Annotated in this window: 12 protein-coding genes; 3 read left to right on the top strand and 9 right to left on the bottom strand. The window is 44.1% G+C overall.

Annotated features, from left to right (window positions below):
• Nucleotides 1-30: 30 nt before the first annotated feature.
• The 4 genes from HWQ40_RS02950 to HWQ40_RS02935 all read right to left on the bottom strand — a co-directional run bounded on the left by HWQ40_RS02950 (nucleotide 31) and on the right by HWQ40_RS02935 (nucleotide 5,131).
• Nucleotides 31-822, bottom strand: coding sequence for an IS5 family transposase (locus HWQ40_RS02950; RefSeq protein ID WP_292774873.1), 792 nt, complete (start codon nucleotides 820-822; stop codon nucleotides 31-33).
• Nucleotides 823-1,050: 228 nt separating this feature from the next.
• Complete coding sequence (locus HWQ40_RS02945) at nucleotides 1,051-2,859, bottom strand: ABC transporter ATP-binding protein (RefSeq protein ID WP_292774940.1); 1,809 nt, start codon at nucleotides 2,857-2,859, stop codon at nucleotides 1,051-1,053.
• A 465-nt stretch (nucleotides 2,860-3,324) separates the two neighbouring features.
• Nucleotides 3,325-4,455, bottom strand: a complete 1,131-nt coding sequence (locus HWQ40_RS02940; RefSeq protein ID WP_292774872.1) for an aldo/keto reductase — start codon at nucleotides 4,453-4,455, stop codon at nucleotides 3,325-3,327.
• Between the two features lie 178 nt (nucleotides 4,456-4,633).
• A complete protein-coding gene (locus tag HWQ40_RS02935; RefSeq protein ID WP_012406891.1) occupies nucleotides 4,634-5,131 on the bottom strand; it encodes a bifunctional nuclease family protein in 498 nt (165 codons plus the stop codon).
• Nucleotides 5,132-5,471: 340 nt separating this feature from the next.
• Between HWQ40_RS02935 and HWQ40_RS02930 the strand changes: the two genes are divergently transcribed.
• The gene (locus tag HWQ40_RS02930; protein WP_292774871.1) at nucleotides 5,472-6,152 is read left to right on the top strand and encodes a riboflavin synthase; all 681 of its coding nucleotides are present in this window, start codon (nucleotides 5,472-5,474) and stop codon (nucleotides 6,150-6,152) included.
• 79 nt (nucleotides 6,153-6,231) lie between these two features.
• Here HWQ40_RS02930 and HWQ40_RS02925 read toward each other — a convergent pair whose 3' ends face one another.
• Both HWQ40_RS02925 and HWQ40_RS02920 read right to left on the bottom strand, forming a co-directional pair.
• Nucleotides 6,232-7,803, bottom strand: a complete 1,572-nt coding sequence (locus tag HWQ40_RS02925; protein WP_292774870.1) for a M23 family metallopeptidase — start codon at nucleotides 7,801-7,803, stop codon at nucleotides 6,232-6,234.
• A gap of 90 nt (nucleotides 7,804-7,893) precedes the next feature.
• Nucleotides 7,894-8,712 carry a biotin--[acetyl-CoA-carboxylase] ligase gene (locus tag HWQ40_RS02920; RefSeq protein ID WP_292774868.1) on the bottom strand — a complete coding sequence of 273 codons (819 nt, stop codon included), beginning with the start codon at nucleotides 8,710-8,712 and terminating at the stop codon, nucleotides 7,894-7,896.
• Between the two features lie 77 nt (nucleotides 8,713-8,789).
• Here HWQ40_RS02920 and pgeF point away from each other — a divergent pair, with 77 nt between their 5' ends.
• Complete coding sequence (gene pgeF / locus HWQ40_RS02915) at nucleotides 8,790-9,575, top strand: peptidoglycan editing factor PgeF (protein ID WP_292774867.1); 786 nt, start codon at nucleotides 8,790-8,792, stop codon at nucleotides 9,573-9,575.
• Nucleotide 9,576: 1 nt separating this feature from the next.
• Here the strand turns inward: pgeF and HWQ40_RS02910 are convergent, their stop codons facing one another.
• From HWQ40_RS02910 to csaB, 3 genes are all read right to left on the bottom strand, one after another.
• Nucleotides 9,577-10,029: a retroviral-like aspartic protease family protein gene (locus tag HWQ40_RS02910; protein WP_292774866.1), complete on the bottom strand. Its 453-nt coding sequence runs from the start codon at nucleotides 10,027-10,029 to the stop codon at nucleotides 9,577-9,579.
• Nucleotides 10,030-10,167: 138 nt separating this feature from the next.
• A complete protein-coding gene (locus tag HWQ40_RS02905; protein WP_292774865.1) occupies nucleotides 10,168-10,485 on the bottom strand; it encodes a hypothetical protein in 318 nt (105 codons plus the stop codon).
• 31 nt (nucleotides 10,486-10,516) lie between these two features.
• Nucleotides 10,517-11,554, bottom strand: a complete 1,038-nt coding sequence (gene csaB, locus HWQ40_RS02900; protein ID WP_292774863.1) for a polysaccharide pyruvyl transferase CsaB — start codon at nucleotides 11,552-11,554, stop codon at nucleotides 10,517-10,519.
• 156 nt (nucleotides 11,555-11,710) lie between these two features.
• Here csaB and HWQ40_RS02895 point away from each other — a divergent pair, with 156 nt between their 5' ends.
• Nucleotides 11,711-12,031, top strand: a complete 321-nt coding sequence (locus HWQ40_RS02895; protein ID WP_292774862.1) for a hypothetical protein — start codon at nucleotides 11,711-11,713, stop codon at nucleotides 12,029-12,031.
• Nucleotides 12,032-12,137: the final 106 nt, after the last annotated feature.

The following is a 12,137-nucleotide window of genomic DNA, read 5'->3' as shown; positions in this document are numbered from 1 at the left end:
GTCTGAAAAGTTTTGAGGAGGTGATTTTGACTAGGCAAGCTGTTTTAACATTAAGCGAATCATGGCAACATAAATAAAAGCCTCTGTCGTTTCAGGTAAAATCTCATAGTCTTTACTGAGTCTGCGACACCAATTGAACCAACCAAAAGTTCTCTCAACTAGCCAACGCTTTGGCAGGACAACAAATCCCTTCTGTTCTTCAGAGCGTGTAACAACGCTCCAGAGCCAGCGATAAACATCCATTACCCAATGCGTAAAATCCTGACCACGATAGCCACCATCAACCCAAATCCGAATCAATCTACCCATGCGCGAGCGTACTTGATGAAGTTTTGATAGAACCTTTTTTGCTCCTGCTTGTTCACTGACGTTGGCGGCTGTAATGACGACAACGATCAGTAAGCCTAATGTATCGATAAGTATATGCCGCTTACGCCCTTTAATTTTTTTACCTGAGTCATAGCCGACTTCCTTAGAAACCATTGTTGCTGTTTCAACCGATTGACTGTCCATAATCGCTTCAGATGGAGATGGTTCTCGATTTTGGCTTACACGCACCCATAAACGCAATCGCTCATGAATTTGTTGCCACGTCCCGTTCTGACGCCACTGGCGGAAATAATGGTACACAGTTTTCCACTTGGGGAAATCGTTTGGGAGCATTCGCCATGCACAACCCGCACATAATATGTATAGGATTGCGTTAACGATCGCCTGCATATCAACACTACGTTTTCGACCACCACTTTTTGGTTGAGGAATTAGTCCTGATAGTATTTCCCACTGTTCTAAAGTCAGATTACTTGGGTACGATGGATTCATCGCTCTCATAACGCTGTCATACTTAAGTATTTTTTCTACTGACAGGATACCGTTATGCGGGCTTTCTTACTTCTCAGACATCCTCTTAACGATACGGAGCGTCTAGGCACTAAAGAGATTTCACTCATGTTTACCGAACAGTTTAACGTAGTTAGATAGAAGTGTTATGTGCTTTGTAGAAAGTGAGCGATCGCTATCTCAATTCACAAAGTCTGCTAGCTTCTTTTCCTATTGATAACCAGCTGCTTGTAACAGAAACAATTTGGCATAACGTCCTCCTACCTGTAACAATTCTTCGTGAGTTCCTTGTTCTATAACTTCCCCGTTTTCTATAACTAGAATTTTGTCAGCCATCCGTACCGTCGAGAAGCGATGGGAAATCAAAAGTACCATCTGATTTTGAGTAATAGCGCGAAAATGATTGAAAATCTCAAACTCAGCTTGGGCATCTATTGCCGATGTTGGTTCATCTAACACCAAGATATCTGCTTGCGATCGCATAAAAGCACGAGACAGGGCAATTTTCTGCCACTGTCCCCCAGAAAGTTCCTGTCCTCCCTTAAACCAACGACCAAGTTGAGTTTGAAAGCTTTGAGGTAATTGGTCAATAAAAGATTGGGCCATGCCTTTTTCAGCAGCAGTTTTCCACCGTATTTTGTTTTCGAGATGTTCTACATCGCCCACGCCAATATTTTCTCCCACAGTGAACTGGTAGCGGACAAAGTTCTGAAAAATCACACCAATGCGACGCCGCAATACATCCACATCCCATTCCTGCAAATCCAAGCCATCTAAGAAAATTCGCCCAGAGTCAGGGGTGTAGAGTCGAGTAAGTAGTTTGATTAAGGTAGTCTTACCGGAGCCGTTTTCACCGACAATTGCCAGTTTCTCTCTGGGTTTCAGATGCAGCGAAATGTTTCTCAATGCTGGTTTGGAACTTCCCGGATAAGTAAATGAGACATTCTCAAAACGGATACCATCTTGGGAATTTAACCCAATGGTTGCCTTACCCCAAGATTTTGGTACTTCTTCTTCCAGAAAATCGTAGAGATTTGATAAATATAGGTTGTCTTCATACATCCCTCCAATAGAAGTGAGGGCATTGGAGAAAGTAGATTGTCCTTGGCGAAAAACGGTGAGATACATTGTCATATCTCCCAAGGAAATCTTACCTAACACTGTTTCCAACACAATCCAAGCATAAGCTAGGTAAAAAGCCCCAGTACTGACTAAACTCAGCAGATATCCCCACAATCCTCGCCGCAGAGTTAAATCACGGTCTTCGCCATATAGTTGATCGAACAGGCTGCGATAACGTCCTAGCAGCATTTCTCCCAACTGATAGAGTTTGACTTCTGTGACAAAATCTTCTCTTGCTAGTAAATTTTCTAAGTAGTGCTGTTGACGGGTTTCTGCCGCACGCCAACTAAATAAGCGAAAGGCTTCCCCAGCAAATTTTGTTTCCGCAATAAATACAGGCATAGCTGCCAAAATCAATACCACTACCGCCCAAACTGAGAAATTTACTAGCAAAATCCCATAGGTGATTAGGGAAAGGGCATTTTGCACCAACCCAAAGGTGCGGCTTACTAGGGAAAGAGGACGAACTGATGCTTCTCGTCGGGCATTGGTCAATTTGTCATAAAATTCTGAATCTTCAAACTGCCTAAGATCGAGTGTCAGCGCCTTTTCTAAAATGAGTACATTTACCCGTTGACCCATTAGCGCCCGCAATAACGACTGACAAATGATGATGCCCCGTTGACTACCTGCTAGTAAAATTACAGCGATCGCTTCTAATCCTACATAAAATAGAGACGGGTAAATATTGACAAAACCATTGTTTTGTGAATTAACTTGAGAGGCAAATACTACTGCATCAACAATTAATTTACTGATGTAGGATATTGCCGCCGGTAAAAGACCAGCCACTAAAGTTAAACTTGCTAAAAGAATAGTAAGTGATCGGCTAGTAGTCCATACCAAGCTTACAGCCCGTCCACTGTAACGGAAAACCGTCAGTGATTGGCGTAGGATATTTCTTTTTTTTTAATCTTCATCTTTCTTTGCGCGAGATACCCCAGCTTGGGCGGATCTTCCTGACTCTTGTAATCTTTATATAATTTTACCAAAAAATAACTTAGAACTCAGGAGCTAGAATGACGGGTGTGCAACTAAGTGGTAACTCTCATACTGAGGTTAACGGATATTCTGAATTCTGGATTCTGACTCCTGTTTCTCAAACAGAATTCAGGAGTCAGGAGTCAGAATGGGCTAAACGCCCCACTACCGCTAACAGAATGAATTCTGTATGACTGGCGGATGAATAACCGGGTTTAAGACCCTACCAAATTGAAAATTTGGTGGTCTTCAATCAGTCGCGGGTCTGAATCCACGATTGATAGCGTTCGCCTTTGGTGTCTCGTAGAGAAGTGTTAGCGAGTCCGCGAGCGTCTTGATTCTGACTCCTGAATTCTGACTTCTGAGTTCTTCTTCAAATTTTTATCCCCACAATCTCCGACCTGCTTTCCCACTTAATTTTTGGTGAGTATCTCTTAACAAAGCTGGAATATCTAACTTTTCTGGACACCGAGGCAAACAGTCACCACATTCTGTACAACGGTTGCCTTTCATTCCAGGGAACCAGTGACCGGCATTTTCAAACATTCCGTAACGATATTGACCATATTCTTTCATCTCGTATGCCACGGCGAGATTACGTAAACGTAATACCTCTGGAATATTGATATTTTCTGGACAGGGCAAACAAGCATAACACTGGCTACAATTATCAGTTTCCAAAGCAAGTTTTTGGTGATTTTCTAACCGTTGGAAAGCGGAAATTTCTGCTGATGTTAACTCTCCATCATGGTCAGCAACTTGCAAAGGTTCTCTTAATTCCTCTGGGTTAGCTGGCCCTATACTCAAAGTAGTAATACGGTAATCAGCAAGTAAAAACCGATAGCTTAATTCTAAGGGTGAATACGGATAACACAGGTTTTTTAAGGTTTGAGGTGGCGTGTAGAGGCGTCCTCCCTTATCAGCAGGGGAAATAATGAAAATACCCATATCCTTTTCGGCAGCTAGTTGAATCGCTGGTGCGTGCCGTTGAAAAAAATAGTAATAATGCAGATTGATAAATTGAAATAAATCTGTATCGATTGCAGCCTGAATTATCTCTAATGGCCCGTGGGTGGAAAAACCAACGTGTCGTACTCGGCCATCAGCAATTGCTTCCTCTACTGCTTGCATACAGCCATTTTTAGCTTGCACCCACTCCAAATGTTGCCAAGTATTCAAACCATGAACACCTAAGCAATCTAAATAATCTAGTTGTAATCGTTCTAGAGATTCGTCGATGCACCGACGCATGGTGTCAGCATCTGCTGTAGCTGAGATTTTGGTAGTGACATAAAGCTTCGTTCGGGGTACTGACAACCCAGCTTTTAGCGCCCTACCAAGATACTCCTCGCTTTTGCCGTAACCTCTGGCGGTTTCTAGATGATTAATTCCTAGCGCTAAGGCTTGTTCGATAGTTTGGTGAGCATTTTCAAAATCAGCCAGGTAGCGCATCGTTCCCAAGGAAAAAACCGAGAGGCGCAGATTCGTTTTTCCAAAGCGTCGGTATTTCATAAATTGAGTCCTGAGTAGTGAGTCCTGAGTAGAAATACGATTAATAGTGTCTCTACAAGAATGAACAGAGAAAGAATAAAGAAATTATTTTATTCTCTAGATTCTCTATTCTTTCTCAGCACTGGCTCAACCCTAGCTATCCGCTAACAGCACTCAGCACTCAGAACTCAGCACTCTCCTAGCTGTCGCCATTACCGAAGCGCTTGATCAAATCTTCAGGACGGAGATTAGAAATAAATTCACGGAAGGCTTGCTGTTCGGCTTCATCTGCATCACGATCGACAGGGATAGAAGCATCGGCAATGACTTCTTCCATTACCCAAATGGGAGTATTTGTACGGAGGGCAATAGCGATCGCATCGCTAGGACGCGCGTCAATTTCTTTTTTGACTTCGCCTTGTTGGACAATTAAAGCTGCATAAAATGTATCCTTTTGCAGGGAATGAATAATGACCTTTTCTAGAGTCATGTTCCAAGTCTCTAGAAGATTCACAATCAGGTCGTGGGTTAAGGGTCTGGGAGGCTTCTGATTCTCCAGCGCACCCATAATTGCCCTAGCCTGTTCCTGACCAATGTAAATTGGCAAAGCCCGCCGATCTGAAGAATCTTTCAAAAGGACGATCGGGCTGCGGGTTATGGCATCTAATGCTATGCCAGCGACTTTCATTTCAATCATTGCCTAAGCCTCTACAATGCTTTGAGAGCCTTGGATGCCGTGTATTAAATAGCACCCGTTTTTAGGCGGTTTGGTGACAGGAATAAACATAAGCATTCGTTCTCTATAATTGCTTCTATTAAACTCCGAACTTGTGGTGAAAACCAGAGTAAGTCAAATTGGTCTTCTTAGACAATAACCTTCTTACCCAAGTATGCCCTGTGAAGGATGCTAATGTGTTAATATTCCTATGCGAAAAAAAGTCAGAAAATATACTTGGATGTTCGAGATTTCTGTGACAATTACCAATTGATTTCAGCCAAAATTAGGCAATAAATAGAGTTAGTTTGACAAAAAAGCCGTGTTTACAGGATTAATCCAAGCATTAGGAACGATGGAACCCTTAGGGAGCGATTCTTGGCAAATTACTTGTGTAAGCCATTCGGGTGAAGTAATTATGCAAGATTTGGCTTATGGTGACAGTGTTGCTGTAGATGGTGTTTGCCTGACAGTGGAACAAGTTTTAAAAGACGGGTTTATTGCCACGGCTTCACCGGAAACTCTACGCCGCACAACGTTGGGAGGTGAGCAAACCCAACAGAGATATGTCAATTTAGAAGCATCGCTTAGGGTAGGCAGCAAAGTTGGCGGTCATTTTGTGATGGGTCATGTAGACGGCATCGGTCGATTGCTAGTGGCGGAACAAACGGCTAGTTCTTGGGAAATGACCTTTATTGCATCCGAAGCGATCGCACGGTACATTGTCCCCAAAGGTAGCATTGCCGTCAATGGCATCAGCCTCACAGTCGCCGCTTATGAGCCAGAACTCTCCCAATTCAAAGTAGCGGTAATCCCCCTCACATACAGCGAGACAAATCTTCGCTATTTGGTTGCTGGGAGTTTAGTGAATCTAGAAGGGGATATTCTCGGCAAATACGTGGAAAAATTTCTTTATTCTGGCAACCCACACACCACAGCCACTGATGACAATAGTATAGATGGCATTACACCCGCATTCCTAGCAGAACACGGGTATTTGTAACTAAAAAAGTTAGAAGTTAGGAGTTAGGAGTTAGGAGTTTTAAATTCATAACTCTTCATTCCTCACTCCTAACTTTCTTCTAGCTGCCTGGTTGCTGGCTTAACTGGGCGGTTTGCAAGCCTCGCACTAACTGGCTGAGGGCACTTTGTAATTCCACGCCTGGGTCAGTAGCAACCCACCCATCTTGTGTCAGGTGGCGAACTTCAAAGTGCAAGTGAGGGCCTGTGGAGTTCCCGGTACTACCAACTCGCCCGATGACAGTTCCAGGTTGTACCCACTGACCGGGCTGAACGAGGATTTCTGACATGTGACCGTAGAGAGTTTGTTCAGCAGATTTGTGATTCAGGATAACGGTTAAACCATAACCACCCATCCAGTTAGCAGTTTCCACTTGACCAGCAGCAGCCGCCAAAACTGGTGTTCCCGTAGGCGCACCTAAGTCTGTACCAGCATGGAAGCGTTGATTACCTGTGATTGGATGAACTCGCCAACCAAACAAAGAAGTAATAGGAGCGGGAATAGATAGTGGATACATCATTCCCGTACCACTATAGGCGACTCTCCCCATGTAGGGGATTTGTGGCAATACTGATGCCAGTGAGAAGTCGTAAGCTACGTTGCTGGGGCGGGGTGCAATGTTGCCATCTGCCATTGGTGGCGGTAAAGTCCCACCACTCGGTGCAATGGGAGTTGCACTTACTCTTGTGGGGCTGAATTCAGCAGGAGTCGGAATAAACCGATTCGGCCGAAATGCGCTCTTGGTGACACCGCTAGAACCACTTTGAGCAGCACGCCATCTACTGGTGTTGCCAGTAGTTGCAATTTGCCGCACTGGCGGAACTACTGGTAATTGTGCGTTTTGACTTCTTCTGAGCCAATTAGGTGCTGGTTTACCATTAGAATCAGCTACACTCCTCTGGGGTATTTTGGCGCAAACGCCGCCTAATACACTTTGCCCTGATGGCAAAATGGCTCGACAACCACTGGAGCGTTCTGTAACAATTACAGAGTTTGGTGCTTGATAAGTACCTGTTGCACCACTGTCATAACTATTAGGATCGATATAGGCATTATTATAATCCTTGGTTTTCTCCGCCGTTGCACTGACAGGGCTGTTGGAGTTATTTGATGGTTGAGCAACTACTGGAAGTTTTTCAGGTGCATAGCGGGCAGGGGTATTGGGTTTTTCCTGTCTCACCCTTACAGGAGTAACCTGGGAGGCTTCTACTTTGGGCCTTGACTGTCTGATAATCACAACAGGTTGGGCAGCTTCGATTTTGGGTGTAGACTGCCTAACTGGCTCTTTTGATTGAGCAACCTCTGGCTTGCCTAGTCTCTGTCTGAGTCTGGCTCGCCGTTGGGAAAATTCCGGTTGCGCTTGAGCGACTTCCGGCGCAACAGCCTGTTTTTTAAAAGTCGAGGCTTTAACTGGATTTGTAACTGCTGTTGGTTGAGAACTTTCAACAGTGGGAACGATGTTGTCTATTTGTGCTTCCGTTTGGGCAAACACGAAGCCACCGCTAAGGAGGCTAACGCTACTCAGCCAACAGAGGCTCTGGGCTGGTAGCGTTGAGGCAAAACGTTTTTTTGTTAGACCTTGCTGCCATAAGTAATGCAAACGATGATGGGCAGAATTATTGCGCTGCGTCATTTGTTCTCTCAGTTGTGTGTAATTAGCCTAAAGAGATGATGCTAGTGGTTTGTCTTGCCCAAAGAGCGAAATTTTGAACAAACCTCAAATTTAAACGGAAGATTTATGGTACCCCAAACTGATTGTACCGGGTTCAATATAAATTTCCGGTGTAATTAATTCCTTTGTATGATGTGTTTCTAAATCAACTCGTAAATTTCCTTGAGGAGTCACCCCAACTACTGTACCTGAAAGATTATTGACGTAGACTCGATCGCCCATGTTTGTAAGCAAGTCTAGATAACCAGATAAGAGTATATTTACTCCTTCTTGAAAAAGGCACTCCATACCGGATTCTATTCCCAGTAAGACTCTAGAGGTTAGCATTTCCAGACACGAAATTGGTCTGCAATCTTGGAAAGCTTGCCACGATTCCAGATTGATTCCAGTTTCTGGTACTGGGTTCGTCCAGTTAATACCAACACCAATTACTGCTTGGGTGATTTGTCCTTTGTTTACTTTGGTTTCTGTCAAAATGCCGCCTAGTTTGCGACCATTTAAAACTAAATCATTGGGCCATTTTATCCCAACATCTATACCGCATTGGCGCAATTGCGACGCAATTCCCCAAGCAGTAGCGAAAGTTAGTTGGTAGCTATCAGTAGCCTCTATTTTCTGGTCGAAAGAAATCGCTACGGAAACATATAATCCCCCAACCGGAGAAATCCACTGACGGCCCCATTGTCCCCGCCCAGCAGATTGCTGAGTTGCGATTACTACTGTTCCTGAAATAGCCCCTTGGTTGAGTAAGTTCCAGAGGGTTTGGTTGGTTGAGGAGACGCTTTCAAAAAAGTGAAGAGAAAATGGTAAATATGTATGCTTACGCCCTGCTTGCAAGGCTGCTTCCAAGTTTTGCAGATTAAATCCCACAGCAGTTAACCCAAATTCCGTTGTTCAAGTTAGCATTGATTGACTGATGAGTGATTTCTGTTTAGGTTTGGTTGAAGATGCACACTTGGCACTGGCGCAATTGGGAAGGAATGCCTTATCTAACTTGTAGTATTCTGGAACGTTGGCATCACGGCTTTTTTACCCAGCAGTTTTGGCCGCGATCGCCACAAGTTATCACAGAAGTATTGCAACCAGAGGCATCAGTCTATCGCTTAAAGCAGGTTCATGGCAATACTGTTCTCACCCCCCAAGAAGTTGAAAGCTTCTTAAGCTCTGCTGAGGAGGATTTCGCATCGGCAGATGGTTTAATGAGCGAACAGCCTCTACAAGCGGTTTGGGTCGCTAGCGCAGACTGCACACCCGTGCTAATTGGGGATGTGCAAACTGGACGGGTGGCAGCACTACACGCAGGCTGGCGGGGAACTGCCAAGAAAATTGTGCCCCTAGCGATCGCTAGATTACAATCTCAAGGCAGCAAACTTGATGATTTGAGGATTGCAATGGGGCCAGCGATCGCTGGTGAAGTTTACCAAGTCTCTATCGAAGTGGCTGCCGAAATCGGGGCTAGCATTATAGCACATGAAGACGAAGAAAAAATTGTAACGGCATTGCATGAATTACCAAATTCACCTTTACTAGAAGATCCAAATCCCGGAAAGGTACGGTTGGATGTGCGGCGAGTGAATACCTTACAACTGGAAAATATGGGAATTAGTGCAGAACAAATTGCGATCGCACCTTATTGTACTTTCCAAACTCCAGAGCATTTCTTTTCTTATCGTCGGGAAAAAGAGAAAAAAGTACAGTGGTCAGGGATTGTCAGCGGCAAAACGAGTCACTAGCCTATATTCTCATCACCGAATAGTTAGGATGTTCAGGATTCGGGATAAGTCGTTGATTTCTACAGTCCACCAGTAAATCCAGCGTTTCTAGAACCGTCTGTCCAATGAGAACTATATTACGTGTAACTAATGTGGCTTCGGTAGTTTCTCGTCCTGCCAATTCAATAATTACGGGTTCAGTTACTCCTATAGATTCTTCACTACCATTGGCGTATTGAGCAATCTGCTGTCCTCGAATTCTCAAACCAAGTTGCTGGACAATAGACATGGGTAGTACAGTACGTACTGCCCCAGTGTCTACTAATGCTTCAGTTTCATAAACCCGCAGCATATTTGGATTGAGCATTCCTCGGCTGACAAGTGCTTCATCAATGGCATTCGTGAGCTTGACTTTGACTCGAACTGCACCCAGATGTTGATTGGCGGCAGAATTGGCACGATTCAGATTTACCATAATCTTGAGTATTGATAGCTAACCACCCATCTGTAAACCCAGTATCGAGTAAAGCTTCAACAGAAAATTTGCCATCATTAGCAGCAACAAGCTGAATTTCAAATAATAGCTCGCCATTATCCCCAAACGAACCTGCAATCATAACCTGCCGCAGGTTCCCATGTCGTTGAGTCGGAATATAGTAAGTTTTACTTCGTTAGTATTGCCATAAGCATCATGAATTTTTTGCATTATCCCCAAGAGTGTTGGGTCAATGAGATAGTGTTCTGTTTCAAGGTCGATGGCAATATGCCAGTTGTAATGCATTTCGATCAAAGTTGGACGTAAGCGCTCGAAAACACCACGACACCGCACAGTAAGAGCATCACGCTGTTCCTGGCGATGGCTTACTTCTTCAGGTGCTAAGGTTGATGCTGGTAAAATGCGAGTGCGTTTTGGCTGGGATACCTGTGTCATATCATTATTTTGTTTATATCTAAATAAAAACCTAACTCAAAGCTTCACTCAACAACTCGCAGTGCATTAAAGCGCCATCCACCAAAGATTGGATTTTCTCTGATGATAAAGGATCGCCATTGGCGTAATGCTCCATCCAAGTCAGACCAATCAAATTGGGGTCATCTGGTAAACTCGCTAAATCCCATCCAGGCATTTCCAAGTCTTCCATGAGGCGATTTACTTTGGGATCATAACTGAGAGCAAAGCAGCGACAACCAACAGATGCAGCCATAATTAAACTGTGCAAACGCATCCCAATTGCCATTTCAACGCCGCGAAACACACCTTTTAAAAGTTGCGGATCTTCTAGACACAAAATCTTGCTAACATCTTTAAGGTGTGGTTGAATGGCTTCGGCAATACTTAAATCTTCACTTTTTTGAAATGGCAGTAATAAAATAAATGCTTGCGTGGCTTTTTGAAAATCCACCAAAGCGCGAGTTAAGTTTGCCATACGTGTTTCTGTAAGTTGAGGATGCGATCGCAACGTTACCGCAACTCTCGGCGCAGGTAAATCCCAAAGTCCTGGTACTGGTTTAGATTCCAACGCCCAAACCGGGTCAGGAGCTATAATACAAGAAATTTGCCAATCAGATAATAGAGCTGCACTGGCGCGATCGCGTACACTGATTTTGGTACAATTAGCAAAGGTTTGCCGTGCCAACCAACGAGTTTGCGGACGCACCAAAGGGCCAATACCCTGCGCCCAAGCAATGGTTTTCAAACCCATTTTCTGCGCTAATGCCATCAGCCCCCCATAATAAAATGGACTGATAGTACTGGTGACATCCTGAATGAGACTCCCGCCGCCCCAAATCAAAGCATCACAAGAGCGTAAAGCTTGCAGTACAGCTAAGGGAGCCATGCGATCGTAGGTTTCTACATTGTAGCGATCGCGCGTTTCCTTTGGATTACCAGAAAGCACCACAGGCGTTACATCAGGTGGTAACATTTGCAAAAGCGTTGCCAACAAAGCTTCGTCACCACCATTACCTTTACCGTAATACCCAGACAATAATGCCCGCATTTTGACCATTTTGGATTAATAGCTATTGTTAAATGAATCTCTGTCCCCGATACAGATGGTAAACTCATTCCCAAGTTCTATTTTGAATAGTGCAGAAAATAGTTAGAACTCCCTCAGAACTCGAACGTTGAACCTTTGAACTCGGACGTTGAGCTTTTGAACTCGGACGTTGAGCTTCTGAACTCGGAAGTTGAGTATTTGAACTCAGACGTTGAGCTTCTGAACTCGGAAGTTGAACCTTTAAACTCAGACGTTGAGCTTCTGAACTCGGATGTTGAGCCTTTGAACTCGGATGTTGAGCCTTTAAACTCCGACGTTGAGCCTTTAAACTCCGACGTTGAGCCTTTAAACTCCGACGTTGAGCCTTTAAACTCCGACGTTGAGCCTTTAAACTCCGACGTTGAGCCTTTAAACTCCGACGTTGAGCCTTTAAACTCCGACGTTGAACCTTTGAACTCGGAATTTTTAAAATTCTAAAAGAACAAGTGAAGATTTTGCTTAAACAAATATAAAATTCAAGCTACATATCACCTTGACACCCCTACTCCTAACTCCTAACTCCTGTACAGACGCGATTAATCGC

This window comes from Nostoc sp. NMS9 (assembly GCF_017114995.1).
In the GTDB taxonomy this organism is placed as follows: domain Bacteria; phylum Cyanobacteriota; class Cyanobacteriia; order Cyanobacteriales; family Nostocaceae; genus Nostoc.
This window is presented reverse-complemented; position numbering and strand designations above follow the sequence as displayed.